At 41.3% G+C, this 23,149-nt stretch carries 23 protein-coding genes; 8 read left to right on the top strand and 15 right to left on the bottom strand.

What is annotated here, in order from left to right:
* Nucleotides 1-293: 293 nt before the first annotated feature.
* Nucleotides 294-962 carry a YkyA family protein gene (locus MHI23_RS07070; protein WP_342492400.1) on the bottom strand — a complete coding sequence of 223 codons (669 nt, stop codon included), beginning with the start codon at nucleotides 960-962 and terminating at the stop codon, nucleotides 294-296.
* A gap of 233 nt (nucleotides 963-1,195) precedes the next feature.
* On the opposite strand from MHI23_RS07070, the gene MHI23_RS07065 reads away from it, so the two are divergent.
* Together MHI23_RS07065 and def are read left to right on the top strand one after the other, a co-directional pair.
* Nucleotides 1,196-1,387, top strand: coding sequence for a YjcZ family sporulation protein (locus tag MHI23_RS07065; protein ID WP_029706718.1), 192 nt, complete (start codon nucleotides 1,196-1,198; stop codon nucleotides 1,385-1,387).
* A 111-nt stretch (nucleotides 1,388-1,498) separates the two neighbouring features.
* Nucleotides 1,499-2,056, top strand: coding sequence for a peptide deformylase (gene def / locus MHI23_RS07060; protein WP_224426296.1), 558 nt, complete (start codon nucleotides 1,499-1,501; stop codon nucleotides 2,054-2,056).
* Nucleotides 2,057-2,094: 38 nt separating this feature from the next.
* On the opposite strand, the gene MHI23_RS07055 is transcribed toward def, so the two are convergent.
* Nucleotides 2,095-2,874: a Cof-type HAD-IIB family hydrolase gene (locus tag MHI23_RS07055; protein ID WP_024426890.1), complete on the bottom strand. Its 780-nt coding sequence runs from the start codon at nucleotides 2,872-2,874 to the stop codon at nucleotides 2,095-2,097.
* 397 nt (nucleotides 2,875-3,271) lie between these two features.
* Here MHI23_RS07055 and MHI23_RS07050 point away from each other — a divergent pair, with 397 nt between their 5' ends.
* Both MHI23_RS07050 and rnjA read left to right on the top strand, forming a co-directional pair.
* On the top strand, nucleotides 3,272-3,481 hold the full coding sequence (locus MHI23_RS07050; protein ID WP_008345114.1) for a DNA-directed RNA polymerase subunit epsilon: 210 nt from the start codon (nucleotides 3,272-3,274) through the stop codon (nucleotides 3,479-3,481).
* A 5-nt stretch (nucleotides 3,482-3,486) separates the two neighbouring features.
* Entirely contained in the window at nucleotides 3,487-5,154 is a 1,668-nt protein-coding gene (gene rnjA / locus MHI23_RS07045; protein ID WP_012009818.1) for a ribonuclease J1, read from the top strand.
* A gap of 91 nt (nucleotides 5,155-5,245) precedes the next feature.
* Here the strand turns inward: rnjA and ade are convergent, their stop codons facing one another.
* The 5 genes from ade to MHI23_RS07020 form a co-directional block, all read right to left on the bottom strand.
* Nucleotides 5,246-6,976 (bottom strand): adenine deaminase, encoded by a 1,731-nt coding sequence (ade, locus tag MHI23_RS07040; RefSeq protein WP_342492399.1) that lies wholly within the window; start codon nucleotides 6,974-6,976, stop codon nucleotides 5,246-5,248.
* A 261-nt stretch (nucleotides 6,977-7,237) separates the two neighbouring features.
* The gene (locus MHI23_RS07035; RefSeq protein WP_008345123.1) at nucleotides 7,238-7,906 is read right to left on the bottom strand and encodes a TrkA family potassium uptake protein; all 669 of its coding nucleotides are present in this window, start codon (nucleotides 7,904-7,906) and stop codon (nucleotides 7,238-7,240) included.
* Between the two features lie 37 nt (nucleotides 7,907-7,943).
* On the bottom strand, nucleotides 7,944-8,780 hold the full coding sequence (locus MHI23_RS07030) for a gamma-glutamylcyclotransferase family protein (protein WP_034623312.1): 837 nt from the start codon (nucleotides 8,778-8,780) through the stop codon (nucleotides 7,944-7,946).
* A 4-nt stretch (nucleotides 8,781-8,784) separates the two neighbouring features.
* Nucleotides 8,785-10,095, bottom strand: a complete 1,311-nt coding sequence (locus MHI23_RS07025; protein ID WP_024426886.1) for an ATP-binding protein — start codon at nucleotides 10,093-10,095, stop codon at nucleotides 8,785-8,787.
* A 145-nt stretch (nucleotides 10,096-10,240) separates the two neighbouring features.
* Nucleotides 10,241-10,519 carry an AbrB/MazE/SpoVT family DNA-binding domain-containing protein gene (locus MHI23_RS07020; protein ID WP_024424746.1) on the bottom strand — a complete coding sequence of 93 codons (279 nt, stop codon included), beginning with the start codon at nucleotides 10,517-10,519 and terminating at the stop codon, nucleotides 10,241-10,243.
* Between the two features lie 276 nt (nucleotides 10,520-10,795).
* Between MHI23_RS07020 and mreBH the strand changes: the two genes are divergently transcribed.
* The 3 genes from mreBH (at nucleotide 10,796) to MHI23_RS07005 (ending at nucleotide 13,349) form a co-directional block, all read left to right on the top strand.
* Nucleotides 10,796-11,803 (top strand): rod-share determining protein MreBH, encoded by a 1,008-nt coding sequence (gene mreBH, locus MHI23_RS07015; protein WP_024424745.1) that lies wholly within the window; start codon nucleotides 10,796-10,798, stop codon nucleotides 11,801-11,803.
* 74 nt (nucleotides 11,804-11,877) lie between these two features.
* Nucleotides 11,878-12,009: a protein YkpC gene (locus tag MHI23_RS07010; RefSeq protein WP_003210922.1), complete on the top strand. Its 132-nt coding sequence runs from the start codon at nucleotides 11,878-11,880 to the stop codon at nucleotides 12,007-12,009.
* A 107-nt stretch (nucleotides 12,010-12,116) separates the two neighbouring features.
* Complete coding sequence (locus tag MHI23_RS07005) at nucleotides 12,117-13,349, top strand: aminopeptidase (protein ID WP_024424744.1); 1,233 nt, start codon at nucleotides 12,117-12,119, stop codon at nucleotides 13,347-13,349.
* A 39-nt stretch (nucleotides 13,350-13,388) separates the two neighbouring features.
* Here MHI23_RS07005 and MHI23_RS07000 read toward each other — a convergent pair whose 3' ends face one another.
* On the bottom strand, nucleotides 13,389-15,008 hold the full coding sequence (locus MHI23_RS07000; RefSeq protein WP_024426884.1) for an ATP-binding cassette domain-containing protein: 1,620 nt from the start codon (nucleotides 15,006-15,008) through the stop codon (nucleotides 13,389-13,391).
* A 143-nt stretch (nucleotides 15,009-15,151) separates the two neighbouring features.
* Between MHI23_RS07000 and MHI23_RS06995 the strand changes: the two genes are divergently transcribed.
* Entirely contained in the window at nucleotides 15,152-15,427 is a 276-nt protein-coding gene (locus tag MHI23_RS06995) for a hypothetical protein (RefSeq protein WP_024424743.1), read from the top strand.
* 63 nt (nucleotides 15,428-15,490) lie between these two features.
* On the opposite strand, the gene lepB is transcribed toward MHI23_RS06995, so the two are convergent.
* The 7 genes from lepB to MHI23_RS06960 all read right to left on the bottom strand — a co-directional run bounded on the left by lepB (nucleotide 15,491) and on the right by MHI23_RS06960 (nucleotide 23,149).
* Nucleotides 15,491-16,063 carry a signal peptidase I gene (lepB, locus tag MHI23_RS06990; RefSeq protein WP_029706712.1) on the bottom strand — a complete coding sequence of 191 codons (573 nt, stop codon included), beginning with the start codon at nucleotides 16,061-16,063 and terminating at the stop codon, nucleotides 15,491-15,493.
* A gap of 211 nt (nucleotides 16,064-16,274) precedes the next feature.
* A complete protein-coding gene (locus MHI23_RS06985; RefSeq protein ID WP_024424741.1) occupies nucleotides 16,275-18,167 on the bottom strand; it encodes a PTS fructose transporter subunit IIABC in 1,893 nt (630 codons plus the stop codon).
* Nucleotides 18,168-18,180: 13 nt separating this feature from the next.
* Nucleotides 18,181-19,092, bottom strand: a complete 912-nt coding sequence (gene pfkB, locus MHI23_RS06980; protein ID WP_342492398.1) for a 1-phosphofructokinase — start codon at nucleotides 19,090-19,092, stop codon at nucleotides 18,181-18,183.
* The gene (locus MHI23_RS06975; RefSeq protein ID WP_342492397.1) at nucleotides 19,089-19,844 is read right to left on the bottom strand and encodes a DeoR/GlpR family DNA-binding transcription regulator; all 756 of its coding nucleotides are present in this window, start codon (nucleotides 19,842-19,844) and stop codon (nucleotides 19,089-19,091) included. Before MHI23_RS06975 ends, pfkB begins: the two co-directional genes overlap by 4 nt.
* Before the next feature lie 320 nt (nucleotides 19,845-20,164).
* A complete protein-coding gene (locus MHI23_RS06970) occupies nucleotides 20,165-21,358 on the bottom strand; it encodes an ABC transporter permease (RefSeq protein WP_342492396.1) in 1,194 nt (397 codons plus the stop codon).
* The gene (locus MHI23_RS06965; RefSeq protein ID WP_024426879.1) at nucleotides 21,345-22,046 is read right to left on the bottom strand and encodes an ABC transporter ATP-binding protein; all 702 of its coding nucleotides are present in this window, start codon (nucleotides 22,044-22,046) and stop codon (nucleotides 21,345-21,347) included. Before MHI23_RS06965 ends, MHI23_RS06970 begins: the two co-directional genes overlap by 14 nt.
* Nucleotides 22,043-23,149 carry an efflux RND transporter periplasmic adaptor subunit gene (locus MHI23_RS06960; RefSeq protein WP_024426878.1) on the bottom strand — a complete coding sequence of 369 codons (1,107 nt, stop codon included), beginning with the start codon at nucleotides 23,147-23,149 and terminating at the stop codon, nucleotides 22,043-22,045. The genes MHI23_RS06965 and MHI23_RS06960 overlap by 4 nt, the downstream gene beginning before the upstream one ends.

The raw sequence follows: 23,149 nt of genomic DNA, 5'->3' as shown, positions 1-23,149 counted from the left end.
ATCGTTGTCGAAACATTGGTTGACCACTCGTTTTTGAGTCCTTCTAACTGTATTAACGATAGTTCACAAAAAACTAATACAACTTCTGTTAACAAGGAATAGTTTACAACAAGAAAAATAGTCCGTCAATTGATTTAACGGCTTTATTTAAATAAATGTATTCGCTTTACTTTTTATGGTGAACTGTATCAATCTGTTTAACAAACAACCTAATCTGTACTAGTATAGAGTGTACTGCTGTACTACAATAGAAAATGTTTGTTTTTGTCGAAAAATAAAAAAAGAGCTGTTTTTCAGCTCTTTTTCGACTCTTGATCTGCCGCATTATACAAAGCCTTTTTATGATCATTCAATTGATCTGTATATCGATTGAACTTCTTACTTTCTTTTCTAACTTTGCTATATGAACGATTCACGGTCTTCAGCTTTGACTTCAGCTCTTCATACCCTAGATCCTTTTTCTTCAAAGATTGATACAAATGCTGGTCTTGTTTCAGCGCCTTTTGATACTCCTTGTAAAGCTGATCATATGACGCATATCGTTTCTCAATCGATTTGACCGTTTGAGCTGCTTTCTCTTTTAACTCCGCATCTTGCAATCGTGCCGCAGATTCCTTTACCGTTTTCAATTCTTTTTTCGATTCATCCATACTGTCTTTTTCTGTTTTTAAATGTTCTTCTCGTTTCGCTGCCGATGCTAACGCCTGATCAGAAAGGCTTTCCACTGTTTTTGTATGGTCCTTTGTTGTTTGAATCATTTTTTTATACAGCTTCTGCTCTTTTTCTTCATAGCTTTGCAGTGTACCTTGCTCTTTTTCGAAGGATGCTTCTTTTTCACTCATTTTCGTCATTGCGTCCTGCATATCATTGAACGGACTTTGACCTCCGCACCCTGTCAGCAAAAGGGTACATATCCCCGCTAAAGCAGCACCTGCTTTCATGCTTCTTTTCATCTGTCTCATGACAAGGTCCCCCTTTACATCTCCACATACCACTATAATTTTTATAGACGTTTGTGACAAGGAAAGAGGTCAGTCAAATGAGGCGGAGAAGATTTTTTTCAAGCAATAGGCGCATGACTATACAAATAGTGCATTCATACATAGTTTATATTACACGCTTCGCCTTCACTTATGAGAGGCCAAGTGTATTTCCAAAGGAGGTCAAAAGTATGTCTAATTATAGTCATGGAAGTATGTATGGTGGATACGGCGGTTACGGGTATGGATTCGGTGGTGGATATGGCGGCGGCTGTTGTTACCCAAGCTATGGCGGTGGATACGGATGCGGATACGGCGGCGGACGTACATTCGCTTTAATCGTTGTGCTTTTCATCCTATTAATTATCGTTGGCGCAGCATTCTTAGGCGGCGGTGGCTGCTGCTAAGGCTGTTTAAGCCTCTGACCGGTCTCATAGGACCGGTCTTCTTTATTTCATTGCATATGTTGTGTATCATTTTATATACTTTACATACAAAGGAAATAGGAGTGAAGTTTTGTGATTACCATGGATGATATCGTAAGGGACGGACATCCCGTCTTAAGACAAACAGCTCAAGCGGTCGAGCTCCCGCCGACAGAAGAGGAAAAACAGCAATTAGCTGACATGATCGAATTCGTCAAAAACAGTCAGGATGCTGACATTGCTGAAAAATACGGACTAAGACCCGGCGTTGGATTGGCAGCTCCGCAAATCAATATTAGTAAACGAATGATCGCTGTTCACTGTGAGGATGAAGACGGAGAAGAATACAGCTATGCTCTGTTCAACCCGCGTATTGTCAGTCATTCAGTCAAAAGAGCTTATTTAGCGACTGGTGAAGGCTGCTTATCAGTTGATGAAGCCATCCCTGGATTTGTTCCTCGATATCAAAAAATCAGGGTCAAGGCCACTACGCTTGAAGGAGAGGACATTGATATCCGTCTAAAAGGGTTCCCTGCCATTGTCTTTCAACACGAAATTGACCATTTAAATGGCATTATGTTTTATGATCATATTCAAAAGGATCAGCCATTCGCTGAGCCAGAAAACTCTGTTGCGATCGGCAGATCATGACATAAAAAGAAGACCCGTCGATCTAAGGGTCTTCTTTTTTATTCTTCAATGAGGCCAAGCTGGGTCACTGCATGGAATATGCCGTCCTCATCTACTGGCTTTGTCACAAAATCAGCCAATGCTTTCAGTTCACTCACAGCATTTCCCATCGCCACGCCTGTTCCAGCAAACGAAATCATTTCTCTATCGTTCAGTCCGTCTCCAAAGGCAATGGTATCCTTTTGATCGTAAGGAAGTCTTTCGATGACTCGTTTGATTCCTTCAGCTTTTGATCCGCCTTTTGGCAGAACGTCTGTTGACAGCTCATGCCATCTGACAAGGTCAATTTCTTCGCGGAATGCCTTATACTCCACTTCCTCTTCTGCCTTACAAAATAACAGCATTTGAAAAATGTCGTTTTCTTTAAAGAAAGATACATCGTGCTCAGGATGCTCGGTTTTTAAAGTACCGATTCCTTCATGGATAAACGGATGATTCGGCACAGACGCCTTCATCGTTTCTTCTCCCATAAAAACAAGCGGATGATCATGACGATCCGCTGTCTCATAGATCCGCTCCATCAGCTCCTGCTTCAGCGGATTGCCGTAAATAACGTCTCCCTCATACATGACATACTGACCGTTATAAGCAATGAATGAATCAAGCCCTAATTCTTCTAAAATAGGCCGAATCAGAAAAGGAGAACGCCCAGATGCAATGAAGAGATGATGACCTTTTTCTTTTAATAAATGAACCGCTCGCTTCGTTGACTCAGGTATATTTTTATCATGGTCATATAAAGTACCGTCGATATCAAAGAAGATGACTTTTTTATTCATATCTCGCCCTCCTGCTCTTCGTTATGTATACACACTCCCTTTCATCATACAGAAAGATTTCCGCTTTCGAAACCTATTCCTTTTGAAAGCGCCTATTTCCCACATATAACCATGTAACATTCAATAGAAACATCATATAATACAAGTATATAGAGAGACCGGAACACGCTGGTTAAGCTTACTTCAACCCGAAAGGAGGCGGCATGTGATGCTTCGTCGTCTGCGTAAGAAAATTCGAAGACAATGGAAGGACATGCTTCGCAAAAAATCGATTGCTTAAAGGGATCTTCCGCACATTTGCCGAAGGTCCTTTTTTCTCAGAGACTTTTCTTATGCGCGTTTTTTTAATATAATAGAATAAGCGAGTGTAACATACGGTATTTAAGGAGAGATTTGGATGATATATAAGGTATTTTTTCAGGCAAGTACTACTGAGGTACCTGTAAGAGAACACACAGATTCACTATACGTTGAAGCGGTTTCTGAAAGAGACGTACGCGATAAGTTGAAAAAACATAACTACAACATTGAATTCATTCAGCCTGTAGACGGTGCTTTTTTAGACTATGAACGAGAAAGTGAAAATTTTAAAGTATTGGAGCTATGAGAGGAATGAAATTTGTTAAAAACGATCAGGCGGCAGTTTTTGCGCTCGGCGGTTTAGGCGAGATCGGTAAAAACACGTATGGCGTTCAATTTCAAGATGAAATCATTTTAATTGATGCAGGTATTAAGTTTCCTGAAGACGAGCTTCTTGGAATTGACTACGTCATCCCTGACTATACGTACTTAGTTAAAAACGAAGATAAAATCAAAGGTCTTTTCATCACTCACGGACATGAAGACCACATCGGCGGTATCCCTTACCTTCTCAAGCAAGTGAATATTCCAGTTTACGGCGGCAAACTCGCAATCGGCCTACTTCGTAATAAATTGGAAGAGCACGGTCTCTTGAGACAAACAAAACTTCATATTTTTGAAGAAGAAGATACCATTAAATTTAGAAAAACAGCTGTGTCTTTCTTTAGAACGACTCACAGTATTCCAGATTCTTATGGAATTGTCGTCAAGACACCTCCTGGTAACATCGTACATACAGGTGATTTCAAGTTTGACTTTACTCCTGTTGGCGAGCCTGCCAATTTAACCAAAATGGCTGAGATCGGAAAAGAAGGCGTCCTTTGTCTTTTATCTGATAGTACAAATAGTGAAATCCCAGAATTTACGATGTCTGAAAGACGCGTAGGTGAAAGCATTGATGACATCTTTAGAAAAGTCGATGGACGCATCATCTTTGCCACGTTTGCTTCAAACATTCACAGACTTCAGCAAGTGATTGAGTCTGCTGTTGCCAACGGCAGAAAAGTCGCTGTATTTGGACGCAGTATGGAGTCTGCTATTGATATTGGACAAGATCTTGGCTATATTAAATGTCCAAAAAACACGTTTATTGAACATAATGAAATCAACCGCCTTCCAGCAAACAAAGTGACCATTCTTTGTACTGGAAGCCAGGGTGAACCGATGGCAGCTCTTTCTCGTATTGCGAACGGTACTCACCGCCAGATTTCCATTAACCCTGGAGACACTGTTGTCTTCTCGTCTTCACCAATCCCAGGTAACAATATTAGCGTAAGCCGCACCATTAACCAGCTTTATCGTGCCGGCGCTGAGGTCATTCATGGCTCGCTTAATAATATTCATACATCTGGTCACGGCGGACAAGAAGAACAAAAACTCATGCTCCGTTTAATTAAACCAAAATTCTTTATGCCGATTCACGGTGAATACCGCATGCAAAAAACGCATATCAAACTTGCGAATGATTGCGGCATCCCTGAGGAAAACTGCTTTATCATGGATAACGGTGAAGTTCTTGCACTGAAAGGTGACGAAGCTAGTGTCGCTGGCAAAATTCCATCAGGCAACGTGTATATCGACGGAAGCGGCATTGGCGATATCGGAAACATCGTTTTAAGAGACCGCCGCATTCTTTCTGAAGAGGGCCTTGTTATTGTAGTCGTCAGCATGGACATGAAAGAATTCAAAATCTCTGCTGGTCCTGATTTGATCTCAAGAGGTTTTGTCTACATGAGAGAATCTGGAGACCTGATCAACGATGCACAGGATCTAATTTCAAAGCATCTTGAAAAAGTAATGGAACGTAAGACAACTCAGTGGTCTGAAATTAAGAACGAAATTACTGACACCCTTGCACCTTTCCTTTATGAAAAAACAAGACGCCGTCCAATGATCTTACCGATTATTATGGAAGTGTAATCACAAGAAGAGACACAAGCCGCTTGGCTGTGTCTCTTTTTTCACCATTCATTGAAAAAAGCGCATATATACATATGCGGTTTCTCTCTTTTTATGATTGAATTGGGAGATGCTGAAAGCTTCTGACATCAAACAAACCCTTTGTCGTCATTTTCACATCAGGAATGACTGGGAGTGCCAAGAAGGACAGCGTCAAAAATGGATTAAAATCTAAAGTAAAGCCTGTTTCTTTCAACGCTTCATGGAGTGCATGAAGGCTTTCATTTACAAGATGCGCCGGCTGATCTGAAAGTAAACCAGAGATCGGTAATGGCAGCGTATGAAGAGACTGGCCCTCTTTGACAACCGTCAAACCGCCCCCTGCTTCTTTTAATGCGTCAATGGCTTTCACGATATCAGCATCATTTGTGCCAACCGCAATTAAATTGTGAGAATCATGCGCAACCGTTGTTGCAATTGCGCCCTTTTCTAATCCAAAGCCGCTGACAACCCCTATCCCCATTTCAGATAAGCCTTGATGGCGTTCAACAAGCACCATTTTTAATACATCTCTTTCTGTATCACTAGTGAATTGTCCGTTCGTTTCTGATGGAGAGATGCGTTCTAATTTTGTTTCTAGCTGATTTGGAATAATGCGGATGACATTCATTTTTTGATGAGCTGTGATAGGCAGAGACAGATCTTGCTCTTGAACGTCTATAGCATGAACAGATTGTAATAAGGCTGGACTTGGTGCAATTTTTTCGACACTTGGCTTGTACTCTCCATGCTGCGCCACCAATTCTCCTGCAATAAATACGCTGGTGATGTCTACTTGATGAAGATCAGAGACAAGCATAAAATCAGCATCAAAGCCTGGCGCAATGGCTCCCTTTGTTTTGAGGCCAAAACACTCCGCTGCGTTTAAACTTCCCATTTGATACGCTAAAAATGGGTCTAACCCTTCTTTTATAGACATACGTACTTGTTCATCTATACTTCCTTCAGCCATTAAATCATCTAAATGTTTATCATCGGTACAAAAGAAAAAACGTCTCGCATTCTTTTCATTCACAGCTGGTAAAACGTTTTTCACGTTTTTGGCAACAGAGCCTTCTCTCAGCATGACATACATGCCTCGTTTTACACGTTCAAGGGCTTCGCCGGCTGTTGTTACCTCGTGATCTGTTTGGACACTAGCTGTGCGGTAAACGTTTATTAATCGGTCCGTTAAGCCTGCTAAATGGCCATCAATCAATTTATTCTCATTTTGAGCATCAAGCAGTTTTTGAAGCATATCTTCTTCAGCCTGCTCCACACCGACGTAATCCATCACCTCGGCAAGACCAAGTACCTCTTTCTCTTGATACAAAGGCTTTAAATCTTTCGCTTTTAAAACAGCACCTGATCGCTCAAAACTAACTGCCGGTACGCAGGATGGCAGCATGAAATAAATATTTAAGGCAGCTTTTCTCGCTTCTTCCAGCATAAAACGGATGCCTGTGATCCCTGACACATTGGCAATTTCATGCGGGTCTGTTACGACAGTTGTCACACCGCGCGGGACGACAGCTTTGGAGAATTCAGCAGGGGTCACCATAGAGGACTCGATATGAACGTGGCCATCAATAAAACCGGGTACAAGCATTTGACCTGCTGCATCCAGCTCCTGTTCTCCCTCGTACTCTCCAATCCCTACTATTTGTCCATTTTCAACAGCGACATCAGCGTCTAGCCATTCCTGGTTAAACACGTCCATAACCTTCGCATGTTTAATCACTAGGGCTGCTTTTTTTCTCTTTGCAGCTACTTCAATTTGATGTCTGAAAAGCTCCTTATCCAACGACACTGCCTCCTCCAAGTAAACAATATAATGTTTCTTATCGTAAACGAATCTGTTTGCCCAGTCAATGACATTTAGAGAAAATCATCCAGATAAAAAGACTGATTTTTATTTCTGAATAGTGATAATTGCATGAATAATATGATGATTGACTTTAGCTGTTTATGCAGAACAAAACAGCCCTTTTAAATGTCTTCTTCCCTCTTCACTGTCCACCTCATGTGTACACAATCATATAAAAAAACACCCCGCCCAGGGTGTTTAATAATCGTTCTGCATTTCTCGTTTTTCAAAGCGTCCAATATCGGCTACTGCCCCAATGACAATCAGAATATCTTCTTTTTGAATCATTTCATCTGCGAGCGGTGAAACAATCACTTCTTTTCCACGCTTAATCGCCACAATATTAATGCCATATCTCGCTCGAATATCGAGATCTAGAAGAGAATGCCCTGCAAGCCTGCTGTTGGCAACGATTTCAATGAGGCTGTACTCATCTGACAGCTCAAGATAATCTAATACGTTATTGGAGATGATTTTATGTGCAATTCGTCTGCCCATGTCCCGCTCTGGATGAACGATGCGGTCAGCCCCAATTTTATTTAGTACCTTTTCGTGGTAGTCGTTCTGCGCCTTTACTGTGACCATTTTGACGCCAAGCTCTTTCAGCATGATCGTCGTTAAAATACTGGCCTGAATGTTTTCACCAATCGCAACGATGACATGATCAAAATTGCGAATGCCGAGATTTTTTAAAACAGATTCGTCCGTCGAATCACCAATCACCGCATGTGAGGCAATTTTCGCGTATTCGTTCACTCGATCTTCATTCATATCCATGGCCATGACTTCAAGTCCTTCTTCGCTCAGCGCCTTGCAAATACTCCCGCCAAAGCGTCCAAGACCAATGACTGCATATTCCTTTTTCATGTTCAGACTCCTTTTATCTCACTTACCATGCATTTTACTACGGTTTGATTAACGAATCCATATGCGAGCGAATTTTTTTGCGGAACGCTTCACTTAAGTAAAGATCTGCTCCTTTTTCAATTTCACTGCGGTAATGACCTGGCGGAGCAATTTCATCGCTCTTTTGAAGAACTAGAAAGGTTAAACAGTCTGCATATATTTGATCACCTATTTTGACATCGACAAAAGCTGGACGATATGTGCCCTCATAGACGCCTTCTCGTTTGTACAAATATCGAATGGCATCAAAAGGAACCTCATATAAAACGCCCTCTGTTTCTCCGCCGTCTTCTACCATATCTGCTCTTGATCCATCAGGCCTCACCAACGTAAATCTAGTTGTAAAGCCGTTCAGAGCACCGCCGCCGATGATTTGTTTAAAATAATGATCAACTTCTGCCAGTTTAAATCTTGCATCATCCATACAGGAGCCATAGGCAAAATAATAGAAGGATGCCGGCTTCTGCTGCCACAGTCTATATTCCTTCCAGCAGCCGCTCTCGATCTCCTTCAGAGATGATGCCTTCTGCTTTGGTAAAGTGTATGTAACAGCCGCCACCAGCCCTTGGTCTGTCATGACATCGACCACCTGCTTGTCATACCCTTCCTCAAGAAAATCTATCTTATTCAGCGTGCTTGCGGTTACCTCGTACAATTCTCCATATACTGTGCTTTTCTCTTCTAGAACGCACGCAGGGTATCCTTGACCTGTATCATAGATTCTGCCGCTGATCCAAGCTGATTTAGCTAATGGCCTGCTATCTTTCATATACGCCTCGTGGTGCTCTTCATGCTGCAAAAGCGTCCCATATACAAATAAAGCTTTCACCTTCATGAAATCACGTCCTCTCGCCTTGCTGCTGTCTGCATTTTTGCCACACGGGTAAATAGATATGAAAAGCTGTACCTTTTCCCAGCTCACTGACCACATCCATCCTACCGTGATGATCTTTTAAAATCGCTGCACAGATGGTGAGGCCAAGTCCCGTCCCTTCTGTTTTCGTAGAGAAGAAAGGATCATATATTTTCTGAATATCCTCTTCAGACATCCCTTTTCCTTCATCTTGAATGGTAATTTTCCATTCGTTCATCACTTTTTCTGTTGATATGTATATGCTGCCGCCTTCGGGCATTGCCTCAATGGCATTTTTGATTAAATTAATGAACAGCTGCTTCATTTGATTAGCGTCTGCTAATATAGCGCCGGCATCCTGCTTTTTAAATGGCTGTTTGAGATCAATATTCGAAAGGACTGCATTGGTTTTCAGCAATGTAATGACCTGCTCTAACAGTCCATGAAGCTGAACTTCTTGAAAATGGACCGACTGCGGCTTTGCCAGCACAAGCAGCTCACTTAAAACAAAATCGATCCGTTTAATTTCGGAAAAGATAATGTCAAAATAATCGGTTCTTTCAGGATATTGTGTTTTCATCAGCTGCAAAAAGCCGTTTACTGAGGTCAGCGGATTTCTGACTTCATGGGCGATTCCAGCAGCTATTTGTCCTGCAACGGCTAACTTTTGCGCCTGCATTTGCACTTGTTGATTTGATCTTTCAAGTTCAAGCTTTGCCAGCTTTTGTTTTGTAATATCTGCAACTGTTCCAATACCTCCAGTAAACTGGTGCTGCTCATCAAAGTAGAGCTTATAATGAACGTCTCCCCATACTTTCTTTCCCTCTTTATGAAGAAGCTGCAGCTCGATCCGCCCTGAATCTTTATGCTCTTTGATGACAGATGACAAATGCTGAATAACTCTTTCTTCTTGATCAAAGTACTGATTGTACATCGTACCTAGACATTCATCTATGTCATAGCCGGTCATTTGTTTCCATGCTTGATTTAAGAAGATGATGTGCCCTTTTTCATCTGTTTCAAAGACAATTTCTTGCAAGTTATCTGTAATTCGATTCAGCCGCTCTGTCAGTTCGTGTGCTTCTTTTTCTCTCTTATTTAGATCTGACACAAGTAAATTCAAGCGGTCTACATATCCTGAGACAATCCAGATCCCTGCTAACACAACGACTGTAAAGGCTAGATCGAGCGGCCAATTAATTTGATAGCCGCCTAGATAATAAAAGAAATCCCAGCTTATGATTAAGATAAATGCAAGAACAGATAACACGATCCGCACTTGATATGTTTTGTTCAAATGATTCCACCTGCCGCCCTGAGATTCTTTGTCAATTGTACCATTTTCCACTTATTTTTTGAGGGAGATGGGGCATTTTTAAGGAACTTTTTTAAAGAAAAAATAGCCTGTTCTCAGCACAAAGGAAGAGAGCAGGCTATTTTGATTACTTCTGAAGAGCTTCTTGCAGCTCTTTTAACAGCAGTTCTGCGCCTTCAGCGCTTAATGTAATTTGACCATTTCCATATTCATGGTTCTCTGATGTAATCTCACCAGTCATGAGACAAACGCCCTCTGGCTGATATTTTTTCAAGACGATTTTATCTCCATCTATAAAAAATTCCATACTGTCTTTAATAGCGATATCAAGTGCTCTTCTCAATTCGATTGGCATCACAATACGCCCTAGTTCGTCTACTTTTCTTACGACTCCGATAGATTTCAATTTCGTTCCCTCTTTCTTTCATTAGCTCAAGATCAATCTGTTTTTCACCAATTGATATATCGTAGACGTAAGAGATTCTTAAAAGGTTTCTCCTCTATAAAAATTTTTTTCATAAAAGAAAAAACAAAGGGAAAATTTATTGTGATTGTCAAAATGATACTTGAATTTTACAGATTCATTTCAAGGTGATCACAAACCCCCACAAATGACATCAACCCTCTGAACTTTTAAATGTAAAATTGTTTAAAACAGCAAAAATAGAGATTGGGTGAAAACATGTTTCAAAATGCCGAAATTGGAATTGATTTAGGAACAGCTAACATATTGGTTTATAGTAAAAATAAGGGAATTATTTTAAATGAACCGTCCGTCGTAGCAGTTGATACAGAAACAAAGACTGTACTTGCCGTCGGATCAGAAGCAAAAGAAATGATCGGGAAAACACCTGGGAAAATTGTTGCGATCCGTCCGATGAAAGACGGTGTCATCGCTGATTATGATATGACAACAGATTTACTTAAACAAATCATGAAAAAAGCAGGAAAAAATATCGGGTTTACCTTCAGAAAGCCAACTGTCGTTGTATGTACACCTTCTGGTTCAACAGCTGTTGAGCGCCGCGCGATCAGCGATGCTGTGAAAAACTGCGGAGCAAAACATGTGCATTTAATTGAAGAACCTGTTGCAGCTGCAATCGGTGCTGATCTTCCGGTAGACGAGCCTGTTGCGAACGTCGTAGTCGATATTGGCGGCGGAACAACAGAAGTTGCAATCATTTCATTTGGCGGCGTTGTCTCTTGTCATTCGATCCGAATTGGCGGCGATCAGCTGGATGAAGATATCATTACGTTTGTCAGAAAGAAATATAACCTATTAATCGGTGAACGGACTGCCGAGCAGGTGAAAATGGAAATTGGGTATGGTCTCATTGAGCATGAGCCTGAATCATTAGAAGTGCGCGGGCGCGATCTTGTGACAGGTCTGCCAAAAACGATCACACTTGTCTCTCATGAAATTCAAGGAGCCATGCGTGAATCACTTCTTCATATTTTAGAAGCGATCCGTGCCACATTAGAGGACAGCCCTCCAGAGCTAAGCGGAGATATTGTAGACCGCGGCGTCATTTTAACTGGCGGAGGCGCTCTTTTAAATGGAATACAAGAATGGCTTTCTCAAGAGATTGTTGTTCCAGTCCATATTGCAGCCAATCCCCTTGAATCTGTTGCAATTGGAACAGGTCGTTCATTAGAAGTGATCGACAAATTGCAAAAAACTTTAAAATAATCTTCTTGTTCTACTTCTTTTTTTGTCATTTCGATCATATCGTGAGAAATGGATAAACGTGAAGGAGGAAGAACATGTTGCTTGATTTAGGTAAACGGGTCGTTGTCACAGTCATTTTAACGGGTATTATTTTAGGAGGAATGAGCCTGTCGTTTTCACATATGCCGCCTTCTAATGCACAGCCTGTGAAACAACTGAACCGCTAAAAAAGCCGCACGAAAGCGGCTTTTTTATTTTGGCTTTAAACGGGCTCCCCATTTTCCTTTTCGGTCATAAATCTGATATGATGAACATGACTAAAGGAGGGGTTTTTATGAGTTCATTTGAAAAACAACTAGATCAATATGCGAAGACCATCGTTGAAGTCGGTGTGAATGTACAAAAGGGGCAGGAAGTCGTTGTATCCGCATTTACTGAATCTGCACATCTTGTTCGTCTTGTAGCAAAACACGCGTACGAGCGCGGGGCAAAAAACGTACATATCCGCTGGAGTGATGGTGTTCTCACCCGTTTAAAGTATGAACATGCACCGCAAGATGTATTTGAGCAATTCCCTGAATGGGAAGCACAGATGATGGAAACCATCGCAAAACGCGGAGGCGCTTTTATTACCATCCTGTCAGAAAGCCCTGACCTTTTGCGAGGCATTGATTCGAAAAAAATCGCTGCACAGCAAAAAGCTGCTGGTTCAGCACTACATACATATCGTCAATACGTTCAATCTGACAAAGTCGCTTGGACAGTCGTAGGTGCTGCATCAAAAGAATGGGCGAAAAAGATTTTCCCTGACCATACAGATGAAGAAGCTGTCACGTTATTGTGGGATCAAATCTTTAAAGTCGCACGCGCTGATCAAGCAGATCCAGTTGAGGCTTGGAAAAAGCACGATGCGTCATTAAACGAAAAGGTCAAAATACTCAATGAACGCCACTACCACAAGCTTCATTATGAAGCACCTGGCACAGACTTAACGATCGAGCTTCCAGAGCAGCATATTTGGGTAGGTGCTGGCAGCGTAAGTGAACGCGGCGTTTCGTTCATGGCCAACATGCCGACAGAAGAAGTCTTTACCGTACCGAAAAAAGACGGTGTAAACGGGACAGTCTCAAGCACAAAGCCGCTCAGCTATGCTGGAAACATCATTGATGAGTTTTCATTAACCTTTGAAAACGGCCGGATTGTGGATGTGAAAGCAAAAGAAGGCGAAGATATTTTAAAATCTCTCGTTGAAACAGATGAAGGCTCTCATTATCTAGGTGAGGTTGCCCTCGTACCAGATGATTCACCAATTTCTAACTCAAATATTCTTTATTACAATACACTTTACGATGAAAATGCATCAAATCACCTTGCCATCGGCAGCGGATATGCGTTTAATATCGAAGGCGGAAAAGAAATGAAACGAGAGGAATTGGATGCTGCGGGTGTGAACAGCAGTATTACACACGTTGATTTTATGATTGGTTCAAAGGAAATGAATATTGACGGAATCACAAAAGACGGGAAACGCGAACCGATCTTCCGAAATGGAAACTGGGCGATTTAATCAAAAAAAAGACATCCACATTTGGATGTCTTTTTTGTGTTATGCGTAAAGCTCTTCAAGTCTTTTTTGGATGTCTTGATCTGATAAAAACTCATCATATGTTGTTTGTTTATCGACGATGCCATTTGGCGTCACTTCGATAATCCGGTTTGCGACTGTTTCAACAAACTGATGGTCATGAGATGAGAAGAGCATGGCTCCTTTAAAGCTCATGAGACCGTTATTCAGCGCTGTAATGGATTCTAGGTCTAAGTGGTTCGTTGGCTCATCCAGCAGCAATATATTCGCTCCAGACAGCATCATTTTTGATAACATACAACGAACCTTTTCTCCTCCTGATAAGACACTTGCTTTTTTCTTCACTTCTTCCCCAGAGAAAAGCATACGTCCCAAGAAACCACGCAGGAAGCTTTCGCTTTGATCATTCGGAGAATATTGACGGAGCCAATCCACGAGATCAACATCGTTTCCTTCAAAGTATTCACTATTGTCTTTCGGGAAAAAGGCTTGTGACGTTGTGACGCCCCATTTAAATGATCCGCTGTCTGGCTCCATTTCACCAGCAAGAATTTTAAATAATGTGGACACAGCAAGCTCATTACGGCTTAAGAACGCAATTTTATCTTCGCGGTTCATAATAAAGCTGACATTATCCAGTACTTTTACACCGTCAATTGTTTTTGATAGACCTTCTACTTGAAGGACATCATTTCCGATTTCGCGCTCTGGTGCAAAATGAACATACGGATATTTACGTGAAGACGGCTTAATGTCATCTAAAGAAATTTTATCAAGCAATTTCTTTCTTGATGTCGCTTGCTTCGATTTAGAAGCGTTCGCACTAAACCTGGCAACGAATTCTTGAAGCTGCTTAATTTGTTCTTCTTTTTTCTTATTTGCTTCTTGGCTTAGTTTCAGCGCTAACTGGCTGGACTCATACCAAAAATCATAGTTACCGACATATACTTGGATTTTTCCGAAATCAAGATCCGCAATATGAGTACATACTTTATTTAAGAAATGACGATCATGCGAAACGACGATGACGGTATTTTCAAAGTTAATGAGGAACTCTTCGAGCCACTGGATTGCTTGTAAGTCCAAGTGGTTCGTCGGCTCATCGAGAAGAAGAACGTCAGGCTTGCCAAATAAAGCTTGAGCTAAAAGTACTTTTACCTTTTCCGAACCGCCAAGCTCAGACATTTTCTTCGATTGAAGGCTTTCTGGAATGCCAAGACCCTTTAATAGGATCGCTGCTTCACTTTCAGCTTCCCAGCCGTTTAATTCGGCAAATTCACCTTCAAGTTCTGCTGCACGAATCCCGTCTTCATCTGAGAAATCAGGTTTCATATAGATCGCATCTTTCTCCTGCATCACATCATATAGACGTTTGTGACCCATGATGACGACTTTCAGCACTTCAAACTCTTCGTATTCAAAGTGGTTCTGTTTTAAAATCGCTAAACGCTCGCCAGGACTCATATGAACATCGCCCGTTTGAGGCTCAATTTCGCCAGAAAGAATTTTTAGGAACGTTGATTTACCAGCTCCATTGGCACCAATTAATCCGTAGCAGTTGCCAGGAGTGAATTTAATATTTACTTCTTCAAATAGTTTACGATCAGCAAAGCGCAAACTAACATTATTTACTGCAATCATTTATTAATCCTCCATCACTCATTCATCATTATGAAGTATAACATGAATAACGTTTGATAGAAACGTCTCTCGCTAAGAACGAAGGCTTTTTGTCTATTATGATATAATAAACGGGAATGATTGATTGAAGGAGTTCGGGCGATTTGAGATTACTCACACTGATGGAATACTGTTTATTGATTTTCTTTATGGGCATTTATTTATCTGCAACAGGCTTTAATGCGAGGGACTTTGGCCTTTATATTGGGCTTGTCCTCATTTACACACTGGTTCACATCTTTTCCAAACGCTTTTTACAAAAGCGGGGAAAAGAAAACCAAAAGATCGGATTGTTTCGATCCGTTTTAGCCATTACCGGATCTGTGTTCGCTTCTGTTCTTGCGATTGTGATCATTGTGACGGTGCTCACACCAAATTAAAAACGACCCTTCTGTAAGGGTCGCTCGTTCAAGTACCTTTCTCTTGCCCATGAGAAGGTGCTTTTATTTTGTCTGTCGAATATCGCCAAATGGGAAGAAAACAAATTCTGATGTCCCGACAACCCGATCCTTTTCAATGAGGCCAAGTCCATTTCGGCTGTCCATAGAATTGAGTCTGTTGTCCCCCATCACAAAGTAATCGTTTTTCGGTACTTTTACTGGACCAAAATCTCCAGTTAAATGCACTTCATACTCTTTCGCATGCGCCTTGTTCTCTTTTAAATAAGGCTCATCTACTTTTTTTCCATTAATGTAAAGCGTATCATCCTTCATTTCAATCGTATCACCTGGAAGGCCGATTAACCGTTTGACATAATGAATCTTCTGACCATCTTTTCCATTAATAATCACGATGTCACCGCGTTTCACACCACCGAGATAGTTAATGGTTTTGTTGACAAACAGCTTTTCCCCGTCATGAAGTGTCGGTTCCATTGACTCTCCTTCCACCACATACGGTTCAAATATAAACGTACGGATGAGCAAGACGAGCGCAAGTGCGATTAAAATGGCTTTGATCCATTCAAACAGTGAACTTTTCTTCTCTGTTTTGGCTTGCTTCGCATCAGATTGAATTTCATTTTCGTTTTGTTTGTTTTCTTCGTTCAAAATACTGCTTCCTCCTAAGACTTTCTGCTAAAAGACTTGAAACGTGAATTGAATAACTTTACTTTATCATATGTCATTTAAAAATTCACAAGACAACCATCTAATTAGATATTTTTTCCTAATTCACTGATAATTAAACAAAAAGAAGCACCGTTTTACACGATGCTTCTCTTCTGCATTACGCTTCTTGTCTGACTGGTTTTTTCAAAATACCCAGTAAAATCGCTGTCACAACGGCACCGATTAAGATGCTGATGATATAAAGAACTGGATGATTTGTTACCCAGAAAACAAATAGTCCGCCATGCGGTGCAGGAAGCGTCACTCTGAAGAATTCCGTTAATCCGCCAGCAACTGCTGCACCAATAACAGCTGAAGGAATCACACGAAGAGGATCTGCCGCCGCAAATGGGATCGCTCCTTCCGTGATGAAGGCAGCTCCCATGAAGTAACATGTAATCCCTGCTTCACGGTCACGTTTTGAGAACTTATTTCTAAAGATCGTTGTTGCAAGTGCAATACCTAGTGGTGGAACCATTCCGCCTGCCATAATCGCAGCATGCGGTGCATAGTTGCCAGCAGCAATCATCGCAAGACCAAATGTGTAAGCCGCTTTGTTAATTGGGCCTCCCATATCAATTGCCATCATACCAGCTAAAATAATACCCATTAAGACAAGGTTTCCCGTACCTAATGATTCAAGCCAATGTGTTAATCCGTCCATCACCATTTTCACTGGTGTGTTGACAATATAATGCATGATAATGCCTGTGAAGAAAATACCGAACAATGGATACAGCAGAACCGGTTTAATCCCGTCGAGTGTCTGCGGTACGAATGTGAATACTTTTTTGAGCAGCACAACAATGTAACCTGCTAGGAAACCAGCAATCAATCCGCCTAAGAACCCTGCACCTGCTGCTGACGCCATAAAACCACCGACCATACCTGGCGCAAAACCTGGACGATCTGCAATACTCATGGCAATAAATCCAGCTAATACCGCAACGATTAAGGCAAGCGCATTATCGCCGCCAATTCCTTTTAAGACAGCTGCAAATGAATTAAATGAAGGGTCCTTAGGATCTGCTGAGTTAATGCCCCAGAAGAATGAAATCGCAACAAGGATACCGCCTCCGACAACAAATGGAAGCATGTTACTTACACCACTCATTAAGTGCTTGTAAAATCCGCTTCTTCCTTTGCCAGATGATTCATTTTCCTCTTTAGAAGAACTGCCGCCTGAACCTTTATAAATCGGCGCATCTTGATTGATTGCTTTTTCAATTAATTCCTGTGGACGGCGAATACCAGCTGTTACAGGGACTTCAATGACATGCTTGCCTTTAAAGCGTTCCATTTCTACTTGCTTGTCCGCTGCCACAATGATGGCTGGTGCTTCTTCAATTTCTTTTGCTGTAAGGGCATGTTTAATACCGCCAGAGCCGTTTGTTTCAACTTTAATGTCAACGCCCATTTCTTTTGCTTTTTCTTTCAAAGCATCTGCTGCCATAAATGTATGGGCAATGCCTGTCGGGCAAGCGGTTACCGCTAAAATTTTAGCAGGCTTTCCTTCTGCAGCCGGCTCCTCTTGAACTTCCTCTTCTTCTTCATCATCTTGATCATGTGTATTGATGATCTCAATGATTTCATCTTCAGTCGCCGCTTCAAGGAGCTGCTTTCGAATTTCTTCACGCATAAGAAGTGTGGATAAACGAGAAAGTGCCTCTAAGTGCGTGTTGTTTGCGCCTTCAGTTGCGGCAATCATAAAGACAAGATGACTCGGCTGTGCGTCTAGTGATTCATAATCTACACCAGCAGTTGAGCGGCCAAATGCAATAGCAGGCTCTTTTACACTCGCTGTTTTAGCGTGCGGGATGGCAATTCCTTCGCCAATACCAGTAGAGCTCTGTTTTTCACGATTGATCACAGCTTCTTTGTAGCCCTCTTTATCATTTAACTTGCCTGCTGTATCTAAAACAGTGACCAGCTCTTCAATGACTGCTTCTTTCTGCTGGCTGTCTAATTGAAGCTTAATGGTATGCTTCGTGAGTAGTTCTGTAATTTTCATGATGACTCCTCCTTTAAATGCGTGTGACTTTTACTTGTGGTAATAGTGTGTCAACAAGCTCTTTTGTGCCAAGCTCCTCAGAAAAGGCTGTAGCGCTTCCTGAAGTAACACCAAGCTTAAATGAATCTTCAATTGAAAGGCCTTTTGAAACGCCGGCTAAAAACCCTGCAACGACTGAATCTCCTGCTCCAACTGAATTAACGAGCGTTCCATTTGGAACATTGGATTGATAGATTCCTTCTTTACTGAATAATAGGGCACCATCTCCAGCCATGGAGACGATGACATGTTCAGCACCTTGTTCTAACAGCTTTTTCCCATAAGGAATTGCTTCTTCTGCTGATGAAATACTCGTCTCAAACATTTCACCCAATTCATGATGATTTGGCTTCATTAAGAACGGTTTCATGTCTGCTGCTTTTTTTAACGCTTCGCCAGAAATATCAAGAACAACTCTTACACCTTGCTCTCGGCAAACTTCAGCAATACGCTCATATGTGTTATGAGGTAATGAAGAAGGAATACTGCCAGCTAAAACCACGACATCTCCTTCAGTCAATGAAGAAAATTGAGATAGAAACGACTCAAATTGCGCTTCAGTAATAGATGGGCCGAGTCCGTTGATTTCTGTCTCTTCACCTGTTTTTAGTTTCACATTAATTCTTGTATCTTCTGACACCTCGTGAAAGGCTGTTTGTAATTGTTCGTTCTGTAAAAAATCTTGAATATATTTGCCTGTAAATCCACCAATGAATCCAAGTGCTTTTGATTCAACACCGTGACGTTTTAATAGCCTTGAGACATTGATTCCTTTACCACCTGGATATTTTTGATCATAGGTTGAACGATTTAAACCGCCGACTGCAAAATCCTCCACGTGTACGATGTAATCAACTGATGGGTTTAAAGTAACTGTATAAATCATGTTTTCACTACCTTTATAACCGTTTTTTCATGGTAATTATCGAATGAATCCTCTTTTGCGTCGTTTGTGATAATGGTGGCTTCCTGTAAACTAGCAAAGGCTGAAAACGATATTTCGCCAAACTTCGAGGCATCTGATAAGATATAGGTTTTTTTCGCCTGTTTCATGGCTCTTTTTTTCATGAGTGCTTCCTCTGGATCAGGCGTTGTAAAACCCGCCTCGGGATGGATGCCGTTTGTCCCAACAAAGCTTTTGTCAAAACGATAATTTTCAATCGCTGTCAAAGCTGCGGCTCCCACCATGGCTCCTGTTCGATGTTTCACTGATCCGCCTATCAAGTAAAAGGTAATGCCTTTTCTCATAAGTGCTTCAATGTGCATCACACCGTTTGTCACCACAACAATATCTTGATCTGGATCGATATATTCAATCATTTGCTGTGTGGTTGTACCTGCATCTAAATAAATACAGTCGCCCTGTTTTAAAAGAGATGCCGCTGCCTCTGCTACCAATGACTTTTCTTGAAGGTTTTTGGCAGATTTCTCAAATACATCTGGTTCAAGGCGAATACTCGAAATCTTGGCTGCTCCTCCATGAACCCTTTTAAGAAATCCTTTTTCTTCAAGGGCTGATAAATCTCTTCTAATTGTAGATTCAGACGCATCCGTCATCATCGTTAAGTCCTGTATTTTAATGACATCATTTTCTTCTAAGCTGTCAATAATGAGTTGATGTCTTTCCGGTGTTAACATGAGAACACCCCTTTTGAAAACGTATTCATTTTGCGCGCACCTTTATTGTAATCGCTTTTTTCAACATTATCAATACAAAACAATCAAATACATTCAATAACTATCAAAATCTTTCACCATGGTCATCTTACCTTTATATGTACCATTTGTAAACTGAAAAATATGTGACATTAAGATGAAAGTCATGATATTAGCATTTCTATCATTTTTTATTTCATTCAATGGAACTAAAAAAAGCTTTTATGCGATTTACATAAAAGCTTTTGATGTGTAATGAAGGCAAATGTAAACCATTTGTATGCTTTAAATTCTTCTCCGAATCATTCATACCTGAGCGATTCAATAGGGTCTAGTCTCGCTGCTTTATTCGCAGGAATTAACCCAAAAACAATACCAATGAGCATACTAAACAGTACGCCTCCACAAACCACTTGCCAAGATACGAGAGACGGCCAGCCGGCAAATAGTGATACTAGCGAAGCACCGCCTAATCCAAGTGCAATTCCCATCAGCCCGCCGATGAGTGTTAAAACGACAGACTCAATTAAAAACTGAACGAGAATTTGCGCCCTTGTTGCGCCCAACGCCTTTCGAATACCGATTTCTCTTGTCCTCTCTGTCACAGAAACGAGCATAATATTCATTACACCGATGCCGCCGACAAGTAAAGAGATTCCGGCGATTGAGCCAATGATCGTTGTCATAACGGACGTTATTTGACCGATCCCCTCTGCGATTTCTTCCATATTGATCATTTCGTAAGCATCTTCTGTATGATGATTTTCATTTAGTATGGCAGCCGCGCTCTTTCCTACTTCCTTCATTTGATCCGCATGTGCGACTTGAATAGACAACTTATCATATTCATTCATACCAAATGTGGAGGTGAGCATCGCAAATGGGACATATATTTCATTCATATCAAATGAAAACATCCCTTTCTGTTTTGCTAACACACCGATGACTTCAACTGGCTGTCCGTTCATCCAAATCAGTTCACCTAATGCCTTTTGTCCATTGAATAGTTCTTTTTGTAAGCCATCCGAGATGAGGGCAGCTCTTCTGCCGCTTCTAAAGTCAATATCTCTTAAATTCTGTCCTTCTGCGATTTGTAATGAATGTACATCCGTATACCCCTCATTTATGCCGTTAACGGTCGCATCAACTGTCGTATCTTGAAATCTCAGCTGCATTCCATGTGCAGTCGAGGAAGCGACCTGCTTCACCCCATTGATTGTCCTAATGCTTTTTATGTCTTCCTCAGTAAATGAGGCTTCGAATAAAGCATTTGGATTTACATTTAACTCTTCGTCAGAAGGCGTATATGTCATATCAATGGTATTGTTTGGACCTGAAATCGATCCTTTTAACATTTGCTCACCGCCTTGACCGATCGCCACGACTGCAATGACTGATCCAACACCAATAATAATCCCAAGCATCGTTAAAATAGAACGTAATTTATGAGCTAAAACCGAATTCAGCGCTATTTTGATATTTTCAAAGAGTTTCATTCATAGCGTCCCCTTGTATCCATCTATCTTCAACAAGCCGTCCATCTCTCACAACGACCGTACGGTTTGTATACGCAGCTATTTCTTCTTCATGGGTGACAAGCACAATCGTTGTCCCTTCCTCATTCAGCTGTGTAAACTGTTCCATAATTGACATGCTTGTTTTTGAGTCGAGCGCACCAGTCGGTTCATCTGCTAAAATAAGCTGAGGCTTATTGACAATCGCTCGTGCAATTGCCACCCTTTGCTTTTGTCCTCCTGACAACTCACTTGGCATATGTTTCATTCGATCTGCCAAACCAACCTTTTCAAGCGCCAATTCCGCACGTTCTTTTCTTTCCTTTTGACTGATCCCAGCATAAATCATTGGCAGTTCAACATTGCGCCTCGCATTTAACCTTGGTAGGAGGTGAAATTGCTGAAAAACAAATCCAATGGATTGATTTCGAATGACCGCAAGCTCTTGATCCTTTGCTGCTGACAGCTCTGTACCTTGAAAATGATATTGTCCTGTCGTCGGGCGGTCTAAACAGCCAATAATATTCATTAATGTTGACTTTCCAGAGCCGGACGGGCCCATAATGGACATATACTCGCCTTTCTCAATGACAAGATTCATGTCACTTAATACATCAAATGTTTCGTGTGCGACCTCATAGCTTTTTGTTACGTTGGAAAGCTGAATCATTCAGCATCCACTTCCATTCCGTCATACATATCATCTGCTATATGAGCAATGATTTGATCCTCTGCCTTGACACCTTTTGTCACTTCAAGATCATGACCTGACGTTTCCCCTATGACCACTTTTACTTTTTTCAGTACATTTTTTCGAACAACATAAACGTATTGTCCATCAGTCTCTTTTTTTACCGCTGTTTCAGGAATCGTTTGCGCTTGGCGCTTATCTGTTTCAATTTCCATGATCATTTTAAAACCAGGCTTCGCCTCAGGTTTCTTTCCCTTTATTTCAACTTCAACAGGATATTGAACCGTTTGATCGCTCGAAGTTGTTTCGGCTGCATTCTGGACAGGAACAGCGCCCACTTTTTTCACGACTCCTTGCCAGCTCTTCCCGCGAATGACATCAGACGTTACCTTCACTTTTTGTTTCTTTTTGATTTTGATGGCATCATACTCTGAGATCAAACCCCGCACAATCATTTTTTTCTCATGACCAATATGGATGATCGGCTGTCTTTCTTCCGGCCCCCCTGCCCCGGCCTCTTGCTCAATGGAAATGACTGTTCCATCAATTTTACTATGTACGGTTAAATCTTCTATTTGCGCCTTTACTTTTTCTTGGCTGATCTCTGCTTGCTTTTGTTCTAATTCAGCCGCTTTCAGTTCTAATTGAAGCTGATCTCGCTCGCTTTTAGCATTAGCGTCAGATCCGCCTGCTTTTTTCTCATCTAATTCACTCAGCCTTTTTTGCAATTGTTCCAGTTTTAATGTACTTGACTCAGCCGCTAGTGCTTGCTGCTGCTCCTCAAGCTCCAGTTCCTTGTTTTCATATGTAAGAAGCGGCGTACCAGCCTTTACCTTTTCCCCTTCTTTCACAGCAATTCCCTTCAATTTCCCCTTTTCCTCTTCTTCATAGATGAACTGCTCTTCAGAGAACGAAAGTGTCCCGGGTGTCATCACCGTAGATGTGATTTCTTTCGGCGTGAGTTTGACTGTTTTAATCGCTGCTGTAGAAGCAGGCTTTGCTTGGTTTTTCGCAATATTAAATCCAATAAATAGTCCAATCACAATAATTAAAATAGATCCAATGATGATTTTCTTTCTCAT

It is taken from the genome of Bacillus sp. FSL M7-0003, assembly GCF_038628485.1.
In the GTDB taxonomy this organism is placed as follows: Bacteria; Bacillota; Bacilli; order Bacillales; family Bacillaceae; genus Bacillus; species Bacillus safensis.
Note: the sequence above shows the minus strand (reverse complement) of the source record. Positions and strands in the feature narration are given on the sequence as shown.